The sequence below is a fragment of the Streptomyces olindensis genome, assembly GCF_040645895.1.
Classification (GTDB): Bacteria; Actinomycetota; Actinomycetes; order Streptomycetales; family Streptomycetaceae; genus Streptomyces; species Streptomyces olindensis.
Genome location: NZ_JBEYZD010000008.1, coordinates 1 through 18,871, shown reverse-complemented (window position 1 = coordinate 18,871; position 18,871 = coordinate 1). Strand labels below are relative to the sequence as shown.

Below are 18,871 nucleotides of genomic sequence, written 5' to 3'. Positions count from 1 at the left end.
GCTACTCGGACAGCTCCCACACCGCGTGGGCGAGGGCGTCGCTGTTGCGGTTCAGGGCCGTGTCGCTGATGTTGGCGGTGGTGTCGCAGGAGGAGTGGTAGCAGCGGTCGAAGGCCTGCCCGGCCGTGCCGCCCCACTTGGCCGCCTGCGCCGCCGTCTTCGTCCGGCTGGCCCCGGTGAACAGGCCGCCCACCGGCACGCCGGCGCTCTTGAAGGGCGCGTGGTCGGAGCGGCCGTCGCCCTCGGTCTCGATCTCCGTCGGGACGCCGATGCCGGTGAAGTAGTCCTTGAAGGTCTTCTCGATCGCCGGGTCGTCGTCGTAGACGAAGTAGCCGGGGTTCGGGGAGCCGATCATGTCGAAGTTCAGGTACGCGCTGATCCGTGAACGGCCGCCGGTGGCCAGCCGGTTGACGTAGTGGCGGGAGCCGACCAGGCCGATCTCCTCGGCGCCCCACCAGGCGAACCGCAGGTGCTTGGTGGGCTTGTACTGCGCCCGGGACACGGCGAGCGCGGTCTCCAGGACGGCGGCCGAACCGGAGCCGTTGTCGTTGATGCCGGGCCCGGAGGAGACGCTGTCCAGGTGCGAGCCGGCCATCACGACCTGGTTGGTGTCGCCGCCGGGCCAGTCGGCGATCAGGTTGTAGCCGGTGCGGCCGGAGGCGGTGAACTGCTGGACGGTGGTGGTGTATCCGGCCGCGTCCAGCCTGGCCTTCAGGTAGTCGAGCGAGGCCTTGTAGCCGGGGCGGCCGTGCGCGCGGTTGCCGCCGTTGGCGGTGGCTATGGACTGGAGCTGGGACAGGTGGGCCTTGACGCCCGCCAGGGGTATGTCCGGCGCGGCGGCCGCTCTGGCGGGAGCGGAGGACGCGGCGTCGGCCACGGCACCGCCGGCCAGGAGCATGGCTGTTGCCAGGCCGCCTGCCGCCACGGCACGCGCGGAAACGGAGAGCTTCATGTGGGGGCTCCGAGTTCCTTGGGAAGCCCGTGGGGTGTCCACAGGCAGCCCACGGTGAATGGGGTGCCTGGATGGTGAAGCTGTGACTGACTCTCCGTCAAGGTCCGTATCCGGACAGGGCGTTGCCGAGGCCGGCCCGGATCACTGCACGCAGAACTCGTTCCCCTCCGGGTCCGCCATCACGACCCACTCGCCGCCCTGCTCCGTCACCCGCCGCAGCACGCTCGCCCCGAGCCCCTCCAGCCGTGCGACCTCCTCGTCGCGGTGCCCCCCGCCCGGGTGCAGATCGAGGTGCAGCCGGTTCTTCACCGTCTTGGCCTCCGGCACCCGCTGGAACAGCAGCCGCCGCCCGAGCCCGGTCCCGCTGTCCTCCTCGAACGGGTCCCCGGGGTGCCGTACGGCGATCAGGTCCCGGAAGGCGCGGCGGCCGTGGAACTCGACCGTGGCCTCCTCGGGCAGGGCGCCGGAGCCGAGCAGCTTCTCGATGAGGGCGCTGTTGTCCTCGACCTCGTACCTCAGGGCGGCGGCCCAGAAGCCGGCCTGTGCGTGCGGGTCGCGGGCGTCGATGACGACCTTCCAGTGCACGGGAGCGGGCGATGCGGGAGTCTGCGTCATGTAACCACTTATACTGGTTAGGTGAGCGGACGCGCAGCGGAAACGCCGAACGAGCCTCCGGGCCTGACGCTGGTCTCGTCCGAGGGGAAGCCCTACCGCTTCGACCCGGGCGCCCTGTGCCTGGAGCTGACGACGACCGGCGGCCCCGGCGCCTTCGCGCGCTGGGAGGTGCTGCACGAGCCGGCCGACCTGGTCGCCTGGGCCGGCCGCAGCCGGCTCCCGGCCGGGCTCGACCTCACCGTCTCCGTCGAGGAGCTGGAGCGCGCCCGCGCCCTGCGTGACGCCCTGTTCCTGCTCGCCGCCGACCGCGCCCACGACCGTCCGCCGCGGACCGCCCACCTGGACGTCGTCAACGCCGCCGCGGCCGGACCCGCGCTCGTCTCCCGCATCGCCCCGGACGGCAGCCGCGCCTGGGCCCCGGGCGCCACCGGCGCACAGCTGCTCTCCACGGTCGCCCGCGACGCGATCGACCTGTTCACCGGCCCCTACGCCCACCGCGTCCGCGAGTGCGGCGCCCACAACTGCCATCTGCTCTTCGTCGACACCTCCCGCCCGGGCCGCCGCCGCTGGTGCGCGATGGAGCGCTGCGGGAACCGCGAGAAGGTGCGGGCACACCGGGCCCGCCAGGCGCCTAGGGAGCCGTAGCGGCCTCCGCGGTGGCGACACGGCCGACCTGCTCCTGGGCCTCCCGCGTGTCGTACGCGGTCCGGGCCGCCGCGATCTCGTCCTGGTGCTTCTCCGTCCAGGTCACCAGGGACTGGATCGTGGTGTGCAGCGTCCTGCCGAGGGAGGTCAGCTCGTACTCGACGCGCGGCGGGACCACCGGGTGCACCGTCCGCTTCACCAGGCCGTCGCGCTCCAGCGAGCGCAGGGTCACCGTCAGCATGCGCTGGCTGACCCCGTCGATCTCCCGGCGCAGCTCGGTGAAGCGCAGCCGCCGGTTCTCCAGCAGCGCGATGACCAGCAGCGACCACTTGTCCGCGATCCGGTCGAGGATCTGCCGGACCTGGCAGTCCTCGCGGGTGTCCCACTGGAAGGGGTCGGCGTCGCCGTGGTCGACGGTGCTCTCGCAGTTACTCGGTGACTTAGAAGTGCCTTCTTCCATGTCTGTCGATGCTGCCGCAGGGTGGTCGTGGTTACAAGAGGGAACCGACCCTCGCTTGCGTAACCGATCCCTACCAGAGGAGTGTTGATTCATGGGCACGCGTGCCTGGGCGCTGCTGCTCGTCCTGTGCGGAACGATCTTCCTCGAAGGCGCCGACGTCGCGATGATGGCGGTGGCGATCCCGGCCGTCCGCTCCGACCTCGGCCTGACCACCGGCACCGCGGCCTGGGTGATGAGCGCCTACGTCCTCGGCTACGCCGGCTTCACCCTGCTGGGCGGCAGAGCCGCCGACCTGCTCGGCCGACGGCGGATGTTCCTGCTGTGGCTGACCGTCTTCCTCGCCTTCTCGGGTCTCGGGGGCTTCGCGACCGAGGGCTGGATGCTGATCGTCGCCCGGTTCGTCACCGGTGTCGCCGCCGCGTTCATGACCCCGGCCGCGCTCTCCCTGATCACCACGTCGTACGAGGAGGGCCCGCAGCGCAACAAGGCCGTGCTGGTCTTCGCCGGGACGGGCGCGGCCGGCTTCTCCCTCGGCCTGGTGATCGGCGGCCTGCTCACCGAGATCGGCTGGCGCTGGGTGTTCTTCGCGCCCGTGCTGATGGCCGCCGCGCTGCTCGTCCTCGCCGTCCGCCTGATCCCCCGGCGGGACGCCCCGCCGGCCCGCCGGCGCGCCTTCGACCTGCCCGGCGCGATCACCGCCGTGGGCGCCATGCTGCTGGCCGCGTACACCGTCGTACGCCTGGAGCACGGCCTGCGCGACTGGCCCCTCACCGTGGGCGCCGGGGTCGCCGCGCTGCTCTCGGCCTGGGCCTTCGTCGTGGTCGAACGCCGCTGCCCCGACCCGCTCGTCCGCCTCGGCATCCTGCGCCAGGGCCCGGTCGTGCGCGCCGACCTGGGGGCGCTGCTGTTCCTCGGAGCCTTCTTCGGCTTCCAGTTCGTCGTCACGCTCTATCTGCAGGAACTGCGCGGCTGGTCGTCGCTCCAGACGGCCCTCGCCCTGCTCGTCATGGGCATCGACGCCGTCCTCGCGCCGACGCTCACGCCGAGGCTGGTCACCCGCTTCGGCAACGCCCGGGTGATCGTCGGCGGTTTCGCCCTGGCCGTGGCCGCCTACGCGCTGTTCCTGCCGGTCGGCATGGACTGGTCCTACGCGATGATGTTCCCGACGCTGCTGCTGTCCGGCCTCGCCTTCGCCCTGGCCTACGGGCCGCTGACGATCGCGGCGACGGACGGCGTCACGGAGTCGGAGCAGGGCCTGGCCGGCGGGCTGCTGACCACCGCCACGCAGTTCGGCTCGGCGATCGGCATCTCGGCGGTGACGGCGGTCTACGGCTTGGCGTCCACCGGGTCCGGCCCCGAGGCCACGCTGTCGGCGTTCCGCGCGGCGCTGATCGTGCCGGTCGTCCTGGTCGTGCTGGGCGCGCTGATCTCGGTGGTGAGCGCGCGGGAGGCCCGGCGGGCGGTGCGCAGCGCGTCCCAGGTGAGCAGGGTCAACGCCAGCCAGACCAGGGCGAAGCCGGCCCAGCGCTCGGGCGGCATCTCCTCGTGGAAGTAGAAGATGCCGAGCAGGAACTGGAAGACCGGCGTCAGGTACTGCAGCAGGCCGATCGTGGACAGGGGCACGCGGATGGCGGCCGCGCCGAAGCAGACCAGGGGGAGCGCGGTGACGATGCCGGCCGAGGCGAGCAGCGCCGCGTGTCCGGCGCCCTCGGCGGCGAAGGTGGAGCCGCCCTGCGCGGTCAGCCACACCAGGTAGGCGAGCGCGGGCAGGAACTGGATCGCGGTCTCGGCGGCGAGCGACTCCACGCCACCGAGGTTGACCTTCTTCTTCACCAGCCCGTACGTGGCGAAGGAGAAGGCGAGGCAGAGGGAGATCCACGGGGGCCGGCCGTAGCCGACGGTCAGGACGACGACCGCGGCGCAACCTGTTCCGACCGCCGCCCACTGCACGGGCCGCAGCCGCTCCTTCAGCAGCAGCACGCCCATAGCGATGGTGACCAGCGGGTTGATGAAGTACCCGAGCGAGGCCTCGACGACGTGCCCGGAGTTCACGGCCCAGATGTACAGGCCCCAGTTGACGGTGATGACCGCCGCGGCGATCGTGATCAGGCCCAGCTTGCGGGGCTGCCGCAGGAGTTCGCCGGCCCAGGCCCAGCGGCGCAGCACGAGCAGGGCGACGCCCACGAAGACCAGCGACCACACCATCCGGTGGGCCAGGATCTCCATCGCGCCGGCGGGCTTCAGCAGGGGCCAGAACAGGGGCACCAGCCCCCACATCCCGTAGGCCGCGAAGCCGTTCAGCAGTCCTATGTGCCGCTCACCCCTCGGCTTGCCGGTCACGGGCCCCTCCTTCACACGTCGCGTCCGCGTGCACGACGGTAATGCCGCGCACCCCCGGCTGTCATGTCCGTATCGGCATACGGTCATGACAGCCGGGGGTGGGGTGGCTAGGGGGTGTCCGCAAAGTCGCGTCGTCCGCCCGGAGGGCGGGCCCTGCGGCGTTCGTCATGTCGTGTTGCCGGTCCGGTTCAGATGCGGACCTCGACCGTGCCCGCCAGCCGGTCGTGCAGGCCGCGGCCGTCGCGGTCCCAGATCAGGGCGGGGATCGCGAGGAAGAGCAGGACCGTGCGCAGGGCGGAGCGCCACGGGCTGACGCGGCCGGTGTCCAGGGCGAGCACACGCAGGCCGAGCAGCCGCTTGCCCGGGGTGAAGCCGACCGTACCGACGGTGAGCACCATCAGCGCGAACATGATGAGCGGCGCCCAGATCTGCGCGGCCTCGTTATAGCTCTGGGTGATGAGACCGTATGCGATCAGGAGGCTCAGGCCCCAGTCCACGGCCAGGGCGGCGAGGCGGCGGCCCGGGCGGGCGATCGAGCCGGGCCCCTCCTCGGGCAGACCGAGCTGCTCACCCCGGTATCCGAAGTCGACACCGGCCTCTTCCGCGGCCGCGCGGGGCCCGGAGAGCCACGATCCGAGTGCTTGCCTGTTGTCCACCCGTCCACGGTACTGCGCCCGGAAATGCCCAGGGCACGGCGGGGTGTGTCCGGGCTACCGTGGGAGGGGAGCCGGTTAACTTGTGCGAAACAAATGGGTCACGCCAGAGAAATCACCCGTCCCTAGGGTCGAGGTCAGCGTGTGCCACCCGCACTGGCCGCACGAACGAACTACCACCCCGGCGGGACGGTCGGGAGTAGGAGGAGCTGGATGTTCCAGAACGCCGACGAGGCCAAGAAGTTCATCGCGGACGAGGACGTCAAGTTCATCGACGTCCGCTTCTGCGACCTCCCGGGCGTGATGCAGCACTTCACGGTGCCTGTCGACGCGTTCGACCCGGACGACGAGCTCGCCTTCGACGGATCCTCGATCCGGGGTTTCCAGGCCATTCACGAGTCCGACATGGCGCTGCGCGCGGACCTGTCGACCGCCCGGGTCGACCCGTTCCGCCGTGACAAGACGCTGAACATCAACTTCTTCATCCACGACCCGATCACGGGCGAGCAGTACTCCCGTGACCCGCGCAACGTGGCGAAGAAGGCCGAGGCCTACCTCGCCTCCACCGGGATCGCCGACACGGCGTACTTCGGTCCGGAGGCCGAGTTCTACGTCTTCGACTCCGTCCGCTTCGCGACCAGCGCGAACGAGTCCTTCTACCACATCGACTCCGAGGCGGGTGCCTGGAACACCGGCGCCCTCGAGGACAACCGTGGTTACAAGGTCCGCTACAAGGGCGGCTACTTCCCGGTCCCGCCGGTCGACCACTTCGCCGACCTGCGTGCCGAGATCTCCCTGGAGCTGGAGCGGGCCGGCCTGAAGGTCGAGCGCCAGCACCACGAGGTGGGCACCGCCGGCCAGGCCGAGATCAACTACAAGTTCAACACGCTGCTCGCCGCCGCCGACGACCTCCAGCTCTTCAAGTACATCGTGAAGAACGTGGCGTGGAAGAACGGCAAGACCGCGACCTTCATGCCGAAGCCGATCTTCGGTGACAACGGCTCGGGCATGCACGTCCACCAGTCGCTGTGGACGGGCGGCTCTCCGCTCTTCTACGACGAGGCCGGTTACGCGGGCCTGTCGGACACCGCCCGCTACTACATCGGCGGCATCCTCAGGCACGCCCCGTCGCTGCTGGCCTTCACCAACCCGACGGTGAACTCGTACCACCGCCTGGTCCCCGGCTTCGAGGCCCCGGTCAACCTGGTCTACTCGCAGCGCAACCGCTCCGCCGCGATGCGCATCCCGATCACGGGCTCGAACCCGAAGGCCAAGCGCGTCGAGTTCCGCGCGCCCGACTCCTCCGGCAACCCGTACCTGGCCTTCTCGGCGCTGCTGCTCGCGGGCCTGGACGGCATCAAGAACAAGATCGAGCCGGCCGAGCCGATCGACAAGGACCTGTACGAGCTGGCTCCCGAGGAGCACGCGGGCGTCCCGCAGGTCCCGACCTCGCTCCCGGCCGTCCTCGACTCCCTCGAGGCCGACCACGAGTTCCTCCTCCAGGGCGACGTGTTCACGCCGGACCTGATCGAGACGTGGATCGACTACAAGCGCACGAACGAGATCGCGCCGCTGCAGCTGCGTCCGCACCCGCACGAGTTCGAGCTGTACTTCGACGTGTGATCGACGCCCCCGTCGTACCCGCGGTGCCCCCGTCTCCTTCCCGGAGGCGGGGGCACCGTCGTATGCCCGGACCCCGCTTCACAGACGGCCCCGGACGGGGGATCATCGGTACTGACACGGTTGTTCGAGAGAGGTTTACGGGGATGTCGGAACGGCACGACGACGAGCGGGAGTTCGACCTCAGATGGGCGGACAGCGCCGAGCACAAGGAGCCCTCGGCCCGTGCCCGCATGCTCGCCGCCCGCTGGAAGGAGAACCCGCCCGGACCCGTGCCGTTCCGCCCCGACCCGGAGCACGTGGGTTCGCGCCGCCGGTCCTCCTGGGTGTCGACGGTCGTGGTGCTCGGCTGCGTGGCGGCGGTGATCGTGCTGCTCGGGTACATCAACTTCCGGGCCCCGTACTAGGCGACCGGCCCGGCCCCGACCGGCGGCGGCTGCTAGCGTCCGCCCCCGTGGACGACAGCGTGTACGTGGGCAACGCCGGGCGGGACGCGGTGCTCGACCAGGGATGGCTGCTGGGGCATTTCAAGGACGCCGGGGATCCGCGGCACAGCGAGGCTGTGGAGATCAAGTGGGGGGTGCACCCGCGGGGCGACGCGCGTGCGCGGTGGGTGAGGGGTGAGCAGCGGACAGCGCTGCTGATCCTGATCAGTGGGCGCTTCCGCGTCGAACTCCCCGGACGGACCCTGCTGCTGGAGCAGCAGGGTGACTACGTGGTGTGGGGGCGCGGCGTCGATCACTCCTGGTACGCGGAGGAGGAGTCGGTGGTGCTGACGGTGCGGTGGCCGTCGGTGGCCGGCTACGCGGTCGCCGACGGCGTCTGACGTCTTTGCCGGTCCTGGGGGTGATCACGACCCGTTCATGGGTGGGCCCGGGTGCACACTGGCTGTGGGACGAGTGCGTGAGCTGCGGGGTGATGCAGATGCACAGCCGCTTCCAAAGTGACCGGCGGTTGACCACCCGTATGGGGATCACGCTGTTCCTGCTCGGTCTGCTGTACGTGGGGTTCGTCGCCGCGTTGGTCGTGCTGCTGAAGTCGTGGGTGCTGGTCGTGGTGGTCGCCGCGGCGCTGCTCGGCGCGCAGTACTGGTTCTCGGACCGGATCGCCCTGTACGCCATGCGCGGCCGGGTCGTGGAGCGCGAGGAGTTCCCCGAACTGCACGCGGTGATCGACCGGATGTGCGCTCTCGCGGACATGCCCAAGCCGGTGGTGGCCGTGTCCGATATGGACATGCCGAACGCGTTCGCGACCGGGCGGAACCCCGACCACGCCGTGGTCTGCGTGACGACCGGGCTGCTCAGGCGGCTGGAGCCGGCCGAGCTGGAGGGCGTCCTCGCGCACGAGCTGTCGCACGTGGCGCACAAGGACGTCGCCGTGATCACCGTCGCCTCGTTCCTCGGTGTGCTCGCGGGGCTGATCGTCCGGTTCGCGTTCTACTCGCAGGTGTTCGGCGGGGGCCGCAGGGACCAGAACACGGCCGCCGTCTTCGCCGCGGTGATGGGCGTGTCGGCCGCCGTGTACGCGATCAGCTTCCTGCTGATCCGCGCCCTGTCCCGGTACCGGGAACTGGCCGCGGACCGGGCGGCGGCCCAGCTCACCGGCCGGCCCTCGGCGCTGGCGTCCGCGCTCACCAAGGTCTCCGGCGACATCGCCCGCATCCCGACGAAGGACCTGCGCACGGCCCAGGCCTTCAACGCGTTCTACTTCACGCCGGCGCTGGGCCGCGAGCCCGGCATCGCGCGGCTCTTCTCGACCCACCCGAGCCTTCAGGAACGGCTCGATCAGCTGGGCCGGATGTCCGCCGAGCTGGGCGAGGCGGCGGCGCCCGGAGGAGTGTGAGGGGAGCATGGGCCTGCTGGACATCCTGCTCGGCCGGACCAAGCCGGTCGAGGCGGACCTCGACCGGCTCTTCGCGCTGCCGTCGGCGGCCGTCACGCTGGAGGCCGCCGCGGGCTTCACCCCGACCGGGCAGGGGGCGGTGTGCTTCGCCACGGTCGAGGGCGCGGCCTTCGAGCAGACCCACCGCGAGGTGCAGGCTCTGCTGGACGCCGACACCGACCGCGACGGCCCACCGGTGCGGCTGACGCAGGACGACTACGGCTACTCCTGGCTGGTCTCGCACCGCGCCCCCGACCAGCTGGTGCCGCTCGTGAACGACCTGCACGCCGTCAACAGCCAGATGGAGGTCAACGGGTTCGGCCCCCAACTGCTCTGCTCGCTGGCCGGGTTCCGGGACCGGTCGGGGCGGCGGCTCGCGCTGGTCTACCTCTACAAGCGCGGCACGTTCTACCCGTTCGCACCCCTGCCCGGCGAGGCGCAGCGGCGTGACAACGCGCTGGAGCTGCAGGTGCGGGCCGCGCTCGCCGACGACCTGACGATCGAGCAGGACCTGGGCCGCTGGTTCCCCGTGTGGGGAGCACCGGGTTTGTGATCGGCCGCTCACGGGCCCGCGCCGCGTGAATGAATGGCCGTATGAGTGAGCTGACCCCCTTCACGCACGACGCCGACGGCGAACGCCTCAGCGGGCTGGCCGGCGGCGGTGAACAGGCCAGAGCGACCGTCGTACTGCTGCACGGCGCGGGCAACGGCAGCAAGGAGCGGCTGGTGCCGCTGCTGGAGGAGTTCGCCGCGCGCGGCTGCCGCGTACTCGCCTTCGACTTCTCGGGGCACGGGGAGAGCACGGGAGCACTGCGGGAGTCGAGCCTGCGGCGCCGCTTCGAGCAGGCCGTGTCCGTGATCGACGCTCGCGCGCGCGTGGACGGGCCGCTGGTCCTGGTCGGGTTCAGCATGAGCGGCCAGACCGTGGCCGATCTCGTCCGGCACTACGGGGACCGGGTGGCGGCCCTCGGGCTGTGCGCTCCGGCGGTGTACGCGGCCGAGGCGTGGGACGTGCCGTTCGGCGACGGCGACGGGCGGTTCAGCGAGATCATCCGCCGTCCGGGGAGCTGGCGGGCGGCGCCCGCGCTGGAGGTGCTGCGGGAGTACGAGGGGCGGGCGGTGCTCGCGGTGCCGGGTACGGACGAGGTCATCCCGCCCGCCGTGACGGAGGCTGTGTCGGAGGCGCTGGCCCGGCGCGCGCAGTTCACCCACTGGACGCTCCCGGAGGCGGAGCACCGATTGGGCCGGTGGTTCCGGGACCGTCCCGACGACCGGCGGGAGTTCGCCACCGCCGTCCTGACCGGGCTCGGCGAGCGGGGCTGGACGGCCACGCGCGCGTGGGTGGCCAAACAGCTCCCCGAGGGCCGTACGGTCGACACGTCCGCTTTTCTGACGGGCGGCTGGAGCGCGCAGATGCGGCGGCTCACCCTCGACGACGGCACCGAGCTGGCGCTGCGGACCTTCGTGAAGCCCTTCTTCCGGCTGCACGCGCCCGGACTGCTGGCCCGTGAGGCGGGGGTCCTCACGCTGCTGGCGGAGCAGGAGGGTGTGCCGGCCGCCGAGTTGATCGGTGTGGACGCGACCGGCGAGCACTGCGACCACCCGTCCCTGCTGATGTCCGTGCTGCCGGGGCGGGTGCGGGTCGACGAGGAGGAACTCGACGCGCGGGTGGACCTGCTGGCGGCCCAGCTGGCCCGGATCCACCGGGTCGTTCCCGAGGAGCGGCCGCGGACATACCAGGCGTGGACGTCCCCGGAGCGGGTGGCCGCGCCGGAGGGTGCGCTGTGGGAACGGGCCGTGGACGTGATCCGCCGCGACCCTCCGCCGTACGAGGGCTGCTTCCTGCACCGGGACTTCCACCCGGGGAACGTGCTCTTCACGGGCACCGGGGCCGAGCTGCGGATCAGCGGTGTCGTCGACTGGGTGGAGACCTCCTGGGGCCCCGCCGACCTGGACGTCGCCCACTGCTCGACGGCGCTCGCGCTGCTGTACGGCGCGGAGTACGGCCTCGGCTTCGGGGACCGCTACGCGGCACGGGGCGGCAGGCGCCTGGCCGAGGGCCCCGACCACCTGTACTGGCGGCTGCTCGACGCGCTGGCCTACGCCCCGGACGCGGCGAAGCCGGCGGGCCCGTGGCGGGAGCTGGGGCGGACCGACCTGACGCCGGAGGTGCTGGGCGGGCGGCTGGAGACGTACGTGACGGGGCTGATGGAGCGGTACGGCTGAGGGAGCGCGGCGGGCCGGTCGCGGTCGATTGTCAGTGGTGTCCGCGATGATGCAGTCGGGTCGGAGGGACGCGACGAGGGAGGCCGGCATGGGGGCACAGCGGCACATCGGCGTGCCGGAGCGGCGGGCGCGGCTCGCGCTGCGGCAGCGGCTGGCCGGCGGGGCCCGGGCGGGGACGCCCGAGGAGGTCGCCGACGCGCTCGTCGCCCTGCACGGCACGGACCCGGCGACGGTGTACCTGGCCGTGGGGGCGCGGCTCGCCGACCCGGCGCGGACGGTGGACGAGACCGGGCGCGCGCTGTACGAGGACCGTTCCCTGGTGCGGATGCACGGCATGCGGCACACGGTGTTCGTCTTCCCCACCGGCCTCACCGCCGTCGTGCACGCCTCGACCGGGCTGGCGGTCGCCGCCCGGGAGCGGGCCGCGCTGCTCAAGGCCATGGCCGCGGGCGGGGCGCCGGACGCGGCCTGGCTGAAGGAGGTCGAGGAATCGACGCTGGCGGCACTCGCCCGGCGGGGGCAGGCGACGGCCGCCGAACTCGCCCAGGACGAGCCGCGGCTGCGCGAGCAGTTCGTGTACGGGGCCGGCAAGAGCTACGAGGGTCTGCACACGGTCTCGACCCGGCTGCTGAAGGTGCTCGGCGTCGAGGGCAAGGTCGTGCGCGGCCGGCCGCTCGGCTCCTGGACGTCCAGCCAGTTCCGCTGGGCCGTCGCCCCCGAGCATCCCGAGCTGGACGCCGCCGAGGCGCAGGCGGAGCTGCTGGGGCGGTGGCTCGCCGCGTGCGGTCCGGCGACGGAGGCCGACCTCAAGTGGTGGACGGGGTGGCGCGTGACGGATGTGCGCAGGGCGCTGGCGGCGTGCGGAGCGCGGCCGGTGGCGCTGGACGAGGGCACGGGGTACGTGGCGGCGGACGACGTCGACCCGGTGTCCGCGCCGGACGAGCCCTGGGCCGCCCTGCTGCCCGCTCTCGACCCGACGGCGATGGGGTGGCAGCAGCGCGACTGGTACCTCGCGCCGGAGCTGCGGCCTCACCTGTTCGACCGCAGCGGCAACGTCGGGCCGACGGTGTGGTGGAACGGCCGGGTGATCGGCGGCTGGGCCCAGCGGCCCGACGGGGAGATCACCTGGCGGATCCTCGACGAGGAGGGCGTCGGCCGGGAGACCCGCAGGGCTGTCGAGACGGCGGCGGAACGGCTGAGCGGGTGGGTGGGCACGACGAGAATCACCCCACGCTTCCGCACCCCGCTGGAGAAGGAACTGGCGACGGGCTGACGGACCGTACCCGAAAGGGCGCCGCTCGCCCGTGGCTCGTCGGCTACGCCTGCTTCCCCCCGGCCCGTACGAACACCCCCGCACGGGCCGCGATCGCCGCCGCCTCCGCGGCCCGGTCGGCCGTGGGCTCGTCGAGTCGGCCGCCGCTGATGAGCAGGTGGTAGTAGAGCGGAGCGGAGACGGCCCGGATCACGTCATACGGGTCCGTGCCCGCGGGCACCTCCCCCCGCTCGACGGCCTGCCGGACGCAGGGCGCCCACTCCTTCACGCGGATGTCGTAGAAGCGGTGCAGCGCCGCGGCCGTCTTCGCGTCACCCGTGGCGGCGGCGATCAGCGCCTTGAACAGCGCGCCCTGCCGGGGATCCGTCAGAGTCCGCTGGACGAGCCGGGCGTTGGCCGTCAGGTCCCCGAGCAGCGAGCCGGTCTCGGCGCGCGGCGCCGACTGCTCGGCCATGTCCTGCAGCAGGTCGGCCACCAGCCCCGTCACCGTTCCCCAGCGGCGGTAGACGGTCGTCTTGCCCACCTGGGCGCGGCGCGCGATGTCGGCCAGGTCCAGCCCGGTGAAGCCCTCCTCGGTCAGGGCGTCCTCGGCCGCGCGCAGCACCGCCTCCCGGACCCGCGCCGTGCGCCCGCCGGGGCGTACGGTGCCCGGCTCGACCCCCTCAGCCATAACGGCACTCCTGTTCCATTAGCGGCTCGACCCTGCTACCTTAGCCATTACTAACGGAACCCTAGACCCGTTAGCCGACCAGAAGGGGGTCCCGATGGAATACAGGCGATTGGGCGCGTCCGGGCTCATGGTCCCCGCGCTGAGCTTCGGAGCCGGCACCTTCGGCGGCCGCGGCCCGCTCTTCGGGGCATGGGGCACCACCGACGCGCGGGAGGCACGCCGCCTGGTGGACATCTGCCTGGACGCCGGGATCACGATGTTCGACACCGCCGACGTCTACTCCGGCGGCGCCTCCGAGGAGGTGCTGGGAGAGGCGATCAAGGGCCGTCGGGACCAGGTGCTCGTCTCCACCAAGACGAGCCTGCCGACGGGTGACGGACCGGGCGACGCGGGCTCCTCCCGCTCCCGGCTGATCACCGCCTGCGAGGACGCCCTGCGCAGACTCGGCACCGACCACATCGACCTGTTCCAGCTCCACGCCTACGACGCCGGGACGCCGGTCGAGGAGGTGCTGGCGACCCTCGACACACTCGTGCGCGCGGGCAAGGTGCGCTACGTCGGCGTCTCCAACTTCTCCGGCTGGCAGGTGATGAAGTCCCTCGCGGCGGCGGAGAAGAACGGGCACCCGCGCTACGCGGCCCACCAGGTGTACTACTCCCTCCTCGGCCGCGACTACGAGTGGGAGCTCATGCCGCTCGCCCTGGACCAGGGCCTCGGCGCGATCGTCTGGAGCCCGCTCGGCTGGGGGCGCCTGACCGGCCGGATCCGCCGCGGCGCACCGCTCCCGCCCGACAGCCGCCTGCACCGCACCGCCGACTACGGCCCGCCCGTCGCCGAGGAGCACCTCTACGGCGTGGTGGACGCGCTGGAGGAGATCGCGGCGGAGACGGGCCGGGCCGTGCCGCAGATCGCCCTCAACTGGCTGCTGCGGCGGCCGACCGTGTCCTCCGTCATCATCGGCGCCCGCGACGAGCGGCAACTGCGCCAGAACCTCGGCGCCGTGGGCTGGACCCTGACCCCCGAGCAGGTGGCGCGGCTCGACGCGGCGAGCCACCGCCCGGCGCCCTACCCCTACTTCCCCTACGAGCGCCAGGAGGGCTTCGCCCGCCTGAACCCGCCCCTGTTCGCCACGCCGGGCCGGGCGGCATGACGAAGCGCCGGGCGCCCCTCGGAACAGGGCGCCCGGCGCTCGGAATCGGCCGGGTCAGCGCGCGTAACGCATGAGCGCCCGCACCATGTGGCACGTCGTGTCCGACGGCGGGTGGACGCCGATCAGCTCCGCCGTGCTGCGGATCGTCTCGTTGCGGGCCTGGTTCGGCATGTAGACGCCCGAGTCGAGCAGGGCGATGGCGAGGCGCATGGCCTTGAGGCGGCGGTTGTGCGTGACGTACCACTCGCGCGGCCGGCCCGGCGGCAACGGCCGCTTCTCCACGGGCGCGTACGGCAGGTCGAGCAGGACGGGGCGCTTCGCGGTGGACTGGGTGGGCAGCGGCTTCGACGTCAGAGCGGCAGCGGGCACAGGCATCCTCCTGTCGCGGTCGGGCGGCCCACGGAGACATCGACGTCCCCGGCGCCACCCTCGAACACTGCTTACAGTTTACCGCCGGGCACTGACAACGGGGAGGTCGCCGGGCGCGGCAAACTCCCAGGTGGCGAGGGGAATTGGCGTCACGTCACGGCAGGTCCGCAAGGGGCGGCTGGGACTGCGGAAAATCGAACAAAGCCTGCGGCGCGTACCGTGGCCCCATGGAGATCTGGATCAATCCCGCCTGTTCCAAGTGCCGCAGCGCGGTACAGCTGCTCGACGCCGAGGGCGCCGACTACACCGTCCGCCGCTACCTGGAGGACGTGCCGAGCGAGGACGAGATCCGGGGCGTCCTCACGCGCCTCGGGCTCGAACCCTGGGACATCACCCGGACGCAGGAGGCGGCGGCCAAGGAACTCGGTCTCAAGGAGTGGCCGCGGGACGCCGGTGCGCGCGACCGGTGGATCAAGGCGCTCGCTGAGCACCCCAAGCTGATCCAGCGCCCGATCATCACCGCGGACGACGGCACGGCGGTGGTGGCCCGCACCGACGAGGCCGTACGGGACGCCCTGTCACGCTGACAGCCGGTCACCCCCGCACGTGTGGCGCAGGTCACTCAGCTGACTCCTGTAACCACTGAGTAACTTCGTTCGGTATCTCGTACATAGCGGCGTACGCTCCCCTACCTCTTCAGGAGGCGCGCATGTCGCGCAGGAGAACGCTCGGTACGAAGAAGAAACTCGCGCTGCTGGTGAGCGCGGCGACGGTGGCGGGAGGCGGGGCCTTCGTCATGGCGAGCACGTCGAACGCCGCGCAGACTCCCAAGTCGGCGTCGGAATCGACCGTCTGCCTGGGTCTCGCCACCGCCCTCGGCAACAACCAGAAGTTCATCGCGGACCAGCGGGCCAACCCGGACGCCCAGTCCGAGGCGCGGATCGCCAACCGCGAGGCGGTCGTCGCGGAGATCGAGCGGAAGCAGGAGGCGTCGGGGTGCGCGGTGGGGGAGTCGGCTCAGGACTCCCAGGCCGCGCAGCCGTCGCAGCCCGCACAGTCGGCACCGCCCGCACAGTCGGCACCGCCCCAGCAGCCCCAGGAGCCGCAGCAGCCGGCGGAGTCCGCGGAGCCCTCGCAGCCCGCGCAGAACCCCGGCGGTGGCGCGGCGGGCTCCGGGCAGCAGGTGTGCAACGGCTCCACCGTCACGCTCTCCGGCGAGGGCGGTGCGCCCGCCGCGTCCAGCAACCAGTTCCCGGCCGGCACGAAGCTGAAGGTCACCAACCTGGACAACGACAAGTCCACGACGGTGGAGGTCACTTCGGTCTCCGGCAGCTGTGTGCTGCTCAACAACGCGGCCTTCGAACAGGTCCGTGAGCCCGGCAAGTTCCTGATCCGCCGGGCCGTGATCGAGAAGGTGGGGTGAGGCCGGACGATCGAGTGAGTCACTGAGGGGGCGGCCCACCCCTCGGCCGCCCCCCGTACGTGTCACCGGTCCTGCTGCCCCCGGCCAGGGGCGGCGGGACCGGCACGTCAGGGCCACGCGGCGGCGGTCACCGGCTTGACGGAGGGAAGCCGGTGACCGGCCCTGCCTCCCCGGGGCAAACACCCTCACAGCGTGACCTGTGGCACAGCGCCACCAGGTAACACGGGGTTCACATTCGAGCAATGGCCGGGAAATCGCCTGTTGACAAGCTGCCGGGCAACTACAGCGGCGCCCCAGTGCCGCAGCGCCGCAGCACCCGCGATACGCGCCCAGACACACCCCCGAAGGATGTGGCCCGTGACCTTCAAGGCTGAGTACATCTGGATCGACGGCACCGAGCCGACGGCCAAACTGCGTTCCAAGACCAAGATCATCGCGGGTTCCCCCGCCGGTCTCGACGCGCTGCCGATCTGGGGCTTCGACGGGTCCTCCACCAACCAGGCCGAGGGCCACGCCTCGGACTGCGTCCTGAAGCCGGTCTTCACCTGCCCGGACCCGATCCGCGGCGGCGACGACGTGCTGGTGCTGTGCGAGGTGCTGAACATCGACTTCACCCCGCACGCCAGCAACACCCGTGCCGCGCTGGCCGAGGTCGCGGAGAAGTTCGCGGCGCAGGAGCCGATCTTCGGCATCGAGCAGGAGTACACCTTCTTCAAGGACGGCTACCCGCTCGGCTTCCCCAAGGGCGGCTTCCCGGCCCCGCAGGGCGGCTACTACTGCGGCGTCGGCGCCGACGAGATCTTCGGCCGTGACGTCGTCGAGGCCCACCTCGACAACTGCCTGAAGGCCGGTCTCGGCATCTCCGGCATCAACGCCGAGGTCATGCCGGGCCAGTGGGAGTTCCAGGTCGGCCCGCTGGCCCCGCTGGAGGTCTCGGACCAGCTGTGGGTGGCCCGCTGGCTGCTCTACCGCACCGCCGAGGACTTCGACATCGCCGCCACCCTCGACCCCAAGCCGGTCAAGGGCGACTGGAACGGCGCCGGCGCGCACACCAACTTCTCCACCAAGGCGATGCGCGAGGGCTACGACGCGATCATCACCGCGTGCGAGTCGCTCGGTGAGGGCTCCAAGCCGCTCGACCACGTCAAGAACTACGGCGCCGGCATCGACGACCGCCTGACCGGTCTGCACGAGACCGCCCCGTGGAACGAGTACTCCTACGGCGTCTCCAACCGCGGTGCCTCGGTCCGTATCCCGTGGCAGGTCGAGAAGGACGGCAAGGGCTACATCGAGGACCGCCGCCCGAACGCCAACGTCGACCCGTACGTGGTGACCCGCCTCCTCGTCGACACGTGCTGCTCGGCCCTGGAGAAGGCCGGCCAGGTCTGATCCACCCACAGCTCCGTGAAGGGGGCGCCCACCGGGAACGGTGGGCGCCCCCTCGCGTGTGTGCCGGGGAAGCGTCCAAGCAGTGAGAGGAGGGTCCTGCCGGGGGCCTTCTTCTGCTTCAATGGGGGCATGGCCAGCCTCCAGAAGCTCCCCGCGACGGGTCGCCATGACCTCGAGCCCTTCTGGCCTTCCCGTCAGCACCACGACTTCGACCGGGTGTGTTGCCGCGCGGTGAACGCGCCGGCCCTCTAAAGCCGTACCCTCCGGTCTTCGGCCAGCGCGCAACGGCGTACGTCCCCTGACGAACCTCTCGCGCGAAAAGAGCTGACCTCTCATGGCGACCACTCGTTCCCTGTCCACCGCCACCCTCGACTCCCCCGCCCCGCACGGCCCCCGGCACCGGCTGCGTGCCGTCGACCGGGACGAGGTGGTGACCGTGGCGGATCTGCTGCCGCCCGGTGCCACCTGGCTGCCGGCTCCCCCGCACACCCTGCCGACGCTGCCCGGGCAGCCGCCGATGATCGGCTACCTGGTGCTCGTCCCGGCCGACCAGCAGCCGCCGTTCCCGGTGGCGGTGCCGGACCGGCCCGCGGCGACCGGCCCCGAGGCCGGGGCCGAGCCGGGCGGCGAGCCGCTGATCCGCGTCGACACCGTGCAGCGCACCGCCGAGGTGGCCGGACGGCCGCTCGACCTCACGTACCTGGAGTTCGAGCTGCTCGCCCACCTGGTGGCGCACCCGGGCCGGGTGCACACCCGCGACCAGCTGGTCGGCACGGTGTGGGGCTACGGGCACGTGGGCGACGGCCGCACGGTCGACGTCCACATCGCCCGGCTGCGCCGCAAGCTGGGCGCCGAGCACCGCGACACGATCCGGACGGTGCGCCGCGTCGGCTACAAGTACGTACCGCCGACGGGCCCCTGACCCGGCGCGCCGTCTGCTGACAGCAGATCCTCGTTCCGCCGCGCCGCTCCACCCGGCAGAGTCGGCGGCATGAGGCTTCTGATGCTGGGTGGTACGGAGTTCGCGGGGCGGCCCGTCGTGGAGGCGGCGCTGGCGCGGGGCTGGGAGGTCACCGTCTTCCACCGGGGACGGCACGAGGCGCCGCCGGGCGTGGGGGGGGGGGTGGGGGGGGCGCCCCGGGCGGAAGGGGGAGAAAAAAGGAAAATCCAGATACAAAAAAAAAAACTAGGTGTAGTGGTGTGAG

Annotated in this window: 20 protein-coding genes and 2 pseudogenes; 15 read left to right on the top strand and 7 right to left on the bottom strand. The window is 71.8% G+C overall.

The window, feature by feature from the left end:
• Nucleotide 1 precedes the first annotated feature (1 nt).
• Together ABZ948_RS06645 and ABZ948_RS06640 are read right to left on the bottom strand one after the other, a co-directional pair.
• The gene (locus ABZ948_RS06645; protein ID WP_359757851.1) at nucleotides 2-952 is read right to left on the bottom strand and encodes a M28 family metallopeptidase; all 951 of its coding nucleotides are present in this window, start codon (nucleotides 950-952) and stop codon (nucleotides 2-4) included.
• Between the two features lie 141 nt (nucleotides 953-1,093).
• Nucleotides 1,094-1,567 (bottom strand): VOC family protein, encoded by a 474-nt coding sequence (locus tag ABZ948_RS06640; protein ID WP_359757850.1) that lies wholly within the window; start codon nucleotides 1,565-1,567, stop codon nucleotides 1,094-1,096.
• Between the two features lie 21 nt (nucleotides 1,568-1,588).
• Here ABZ948_RS06640 and ABZ948_RS06635 point away from each other — a divergent pair, with 21 nt between their 5' ends.
• Nucleotides 1,589-2,212 (top strand): CGNR zinc finger domain-containing protein, encoded by a 624-nt coding sequence (locus ABZ948_RS06635; RefSeq protein ID WP_359757849.1) that lies wholly within the window; start codon nucleotides 1,589-1,591, stop codon nucleotides 2,210-2,212.
• On the opposite strand, the gene ABZ948_RS06630 is transcribed toward ABZ948_RS06635, so the two are convergent.
• Entirely contained in the window at nucleotides 2,199-2,672 is a 474-nt protein-coding gene (locus ABZ948_RS06630) for a winged helix-turn-helix transcriptional regulator (protein WP_359757848.1), read from the bottom strand. The genes ABZ948_RS06635 and ABZ948_RS06630 overlap by 14 nt on opposite strands.
• Before the next feature lie 91 nt (nucleotides 2,673-2,763).
• Here ABZ948_RS06630 and ABZ948_RS06625 point away from each other — a divergent pair.
• Nucleotides 2,764-3,918 (top strand): annotated as a pseudogene (locus ABZ948_RS06625) (MFS transporter); the annotation flags it as partial.
• 80 nt (nucleotides 3,919-3,998) lie between these two features.
• Here ABZ948_RS06625 and rarD read toward each other — a convergent pair.
• Together rarD and ABZ948_RS06615 are read right to left on the bottom strand one after the other, a co-directional pair.
• Entirely contained in the window at nucleotides 3,999-5,012 is a 1,014-nt protein-coding gene (gene rarD / locus ABZ948_RS06620; protein WP_359757847.1) for an EamA family transporter RarD, read from the bottom strand.
• Nucleotides 5,013-5,200: 188 nt separating this feature from the next.
• Nucleotides 5,201-5,668, bottom strand: coding sequence for an RDD family protein (locus ABZ948_RS06615; RefSeq protein ID WP_031114006.1), 468 nt, complete (start codon nucleotides 5,666-5,668; stop codon nucleotides 5,201-5,203).
• 210 nt (nucleotides 5,669-5,878) lie between these two features.
• Here ABZ948_RS06615 and glnA point away from each other — a divergent pair, with 210 nt between their 5' ends.
• The 7 genes from glnA to ABZ948_RS06580 all read left to right on the top strand — a co-directional run bounded on the left by glnA (nucleotide 5,879) and on the right by ABZ948_RS06580 (nucleotide 12,665).
• Nucleotides 5,879-7,288 (top strand): type I glutamate--ammonia ligase, encoded by a 1,410-nt coding sequence (glnA, locus tag ABZ948_RS06610; RefSeq protein WP_359757846.1) that lies wholly within the window; start codon nucleotides 5,879-5,881, stop codon nucleotides 7,286-7,288.
• Nucleotides 7,289-7,431: 143 nt separating this feature from the next.
• Nucleotides 7,432-7,692, top strand: coding sequence for an SCO2583/SCO2584 N-terminal domain-containing protein (locus tag ABZ948_RS06605; RefSeq protein WP_359757845.1), 261 nt, complete (start codon nucleotides 7,432-7,434; stop codon nucleotides 7,690-7,692).
• 47 nt (nucleotides 7,693-7,739) lie between these two features.
• Nucleotides 7,740-8,111, top strand: coding sequence for a cupin domain-containing protein (locus ABZ948_RS06600; RefSeq protein ID WP_359757844.1), 372 nt, complete (start codon nucleotides 7,740-7,742; stop codon nucleotides 8,109-8,111).
• Nucleotides 8,112-8,209: 98 nt separating this feature from the next.
• Nucleotides 8,210-9,127 carry a zinc metalloprotease HtpX gene (htpX, locus tag ABZ948_RS06595; protein WP_359757967.1) on the top strand — a complete coding sequence of 306 codons (918 nt, stop codon included), beginning with the start codon at nucleotides 8,210-8,212 and terminating at the stop codon, nucleotides 9,125-9,127.
• A gap of 7 nt (nucleotides 9,128-9,134) precedes the next feature.
• Nucleotides 9,135-9,719 carry a PspA-associated protein PspAB gene (pspAB, locus tag ABZ948_RS06590; protein ID WP_359757843.1) on the top strand — a complete coding sequence of 195 codons (585 nt, stop codon included), beginning with the start codon at nucleotides 9,135-9,137 and terminating at the stop codon, nucleotides 9,717-9,719.
• A gap of 41 nt (nucleotides 9,720-9,760) precedes the next feature.
• Nucleotides 9,761-11,392: an alpha/beta fold hydrolase gene (locus ABZ948_RS06585; protein ID WP_359757842.1), complete on the top strand. Its 1,632-nt coding sequence runs from the start codon at nucleotides 9,761-9,763 to the stop codon at nucleotides 11,390-11,392.
• Between the two features lie 88 nt (nucleotides 11,393-11,480).
• Entirely contained in the window at nucleotides 11,481-12,665 is a 1,185-nt protein-coding gene (locus tag ABZ948_RS06580) for a winged helix DNA-binding domain-containing protein (protein ID WP_359757841.1), read from the top strand.
• Nucleotides 12,666-12,708: 43 nt separating this feature from the next.
• On the opposite strand, the gene ABZ948_RS06575 is transcribed toward ABZ948_RS06580, so the two are convergent.
• Nucleotides 12,709-13,335: a TetR/AcrR family transcriptional regulator gene (locus tag ABZ948_RS06575; RefSeq protein WP_359757840.1), complete on the bottom strand. Its 627-nt coding sequence runs from the start codon at nucleotides 13,333-13,335 to the stop codon at nucleotides 12,709-12,711.
• A gap of 94 nt (nucleotides 13,336-13,429) precedes the next feature.
• On the opposite strand from ABZ948_RS06575, the gene ABZ948_RS06570 reads away from it, so the two are divergent.
• Nucleotides 13,430-14,485 carry an aldo/keto reductase gene (locus tag ABZ948_RS06570; protein WP_359757839.1) on the top strand — a complete coding sequence of 352 codons (1,056 nt, stop codon included), beginning with the start codon at nucleotides 13,430-13,432 and terminating at the stop codon, nucleotides 14,483-14,485.
• A gap of 54 nt (nucleotides 14,486-14,539) precedes the next feature.
• On the opposite strand, the gene ABZ948_RS06565 is transcribed toward ABZ948_RS06570, so the two are convergent.
• Nucleotides 14,540-14,854 (bottom strand): hypothetical protein, encoded by a 315-nt coding sequence (locus tag ABZ948_RS06565; RefSeq protein WP_359757838.1) that lies wholly within the window; start codon nucleotides 14,852-14,854, stop codon nucleotides 14,540-14,542.
• Nucleotides 14,855-15,081: 227 nt separating this feature from the next.
• Between ABZ948_RS06565 and ABZ948_RS06560 the strand changes: the two genes are divergently transcribed.
• From ABZ948_RS06560 to ABZ948_RS06540, 5 genes and pseudogenes are all read left to right on the top strand, one after another.
• Nucleotides 15,082-15,441 carry an arsenate reductase family protein gene (locus ABZ948_RS06560; protein WP_359757837.1) on the top strand — a complete coding sequence of 120 codons (360 nt, stop codon included), beginning with the start codon at nucleotides 15,082-15,084 and terminating at the stop codon, nucleotides 15,439-15,441.
• Nucleotides 15,442-15,563: 122 nt separating this feature from the next.
• Nucleotides 15,564-16,277: an SCO2207 family protein gene (locus tag ABZ948_RS06555; RefSeq protein ID WP_359757836.1), complete on the top strand. Its 714-nt coding sequence runs from the start codon at nucleotides 15,564-15,566 to the stop codon at nucleotides 16,275-16,277.
• A 357-nt stretch (nucleotides 16,278-16,634) separates the two neighbouring features.
• On the top strand, nucleotides 16,635-17,666 hold the full coding sequence (gene glnII / locus ABZ948_RS06550; protein ID WP_359757835.1) for a glutamine synthetase: 1,032 nt from the start codon (nucleotides 16,635-16,637) through the stop codon (nucleotides 17,664-17,666).
• Between the two features lie 334 nt (nucleotides 17,667-18,000).
• Nucleotides 18,001-18,588, top strand: a complete 588-nt coding sequence (locus tag ABZ948_RS06545; RefSeq protein WP_037763212.1) for a winged helix-turn-helix domain-containing protein — start codon at nucleotides 18,001-18,003, stop codon at nucleotides 18,586-18,588.
• A 69-nt stretch (nucleotides 18,589-18,657) separates the two neighbouring features.
• Nucleotides 18,658-18,780 (top strand): annotated as a pseudogene (locus ABZ948_RS06540) (reductase); the annotation flags it as partial.
• Between the last annotated feature and the right edge of the window lie 91 nt (nucleotides 18,781-18,871).

Coding starts and splice junctions, on each gene's coding strand:
- ABZ948_RS06575 (WP_359757840.1), bottom strand. CDS start 13,335: ATGGCTGAGGGGGTCGAGCCGGGCACCGTACGCCCCGGCGGGCGCACG.
- ABZ948_RS06570 (WP_359757839.1), top strand. CDS start 13,430: ATGGAATACAGGCGATTGGGCGCGTCCGGGCTCATGGTCCCCGCGCTG.
- ABZ948_RS06580 (WP_359757841.1), top strand. CDS start 11,481: ATGGGGGCACAGCGGCACATCGGCGTGCCGGAGCGGCGGGCGCGGCTC.
- ABZ948_RS06605 (WP_359757845.1), top strand. CDS start 7,432: ATGTCGGAACGGCACGACGACGAGCGGGAGTTCGACCTCAGATGGGCG.
- ABZ948_RS06555 (WP_359757836.1), top strand. CDS start 15,564: ATGTCGCGCAGGAGAACGCTCGGTACGAAGAAGAAACTCGCGCTGCTG.
- htpX (WP_359757967.1), top strand. CDS start 8,210: ATGCACAGCCGCTTCCAAAGTGACCGGCGGTTGACCACCCGTATGGGG.
- ABZ948_RS06630 (WP_359757848.1), bottom strand. CDS start 2,672: ATGGAAGAAGGCACTTCTAAGTCACCGAGTAACTGCGAGAGCACCGTC.
- ABZ948_RS06645 (WP_359757851.1), bottom strand. CDS start 952: ATGAAGCTCTCCGTTTCCGCGCGTGCCGTGGCGGCAGGCGGCCTGGCA.
- pspAB (WP_359757843.1), top strand. CDS start 9,135: ATGGGCCTGCTGGACATCCTGCTCGGCCGGACCAAGCCGGTCGAGGCG.
- glnA (WP_359757846.1), top strand. CDS start 5,879: ATGTTCCAGAACGCCGACGAGGCCAAGAAGTTCATCGCGGACGAGGAC.
- ABZ948_RS06560 (WP_359757837.1), top strand. CDS start 15,082: ATGGAGATCTGGATCAATCCCGCCTGTTCCAAGTGCCGCAGCGCGGTA.
- ABZ948_RS06640 (WP_359757850.1), bottom strand. CDS start 1,567: ATGACGCAGACTCCCGCATCGCCCGCTCCCGTGCACTGGAAGGTCGTC.
- ABZ948_RS06585 (WP_359757842.1), top strand. CDS start 9,761: ATGAGTGAGCTGACCCCCTTCACGCACGACGCCGACGGCGAACGCCTC.
- ABZ948_RS06545 (WP_037763212.1), top strand. CDS start 18,001: ATGGCGACCACTCGTTCCCTGTCCACCGCCACCCTCGACTCCCCCGCC.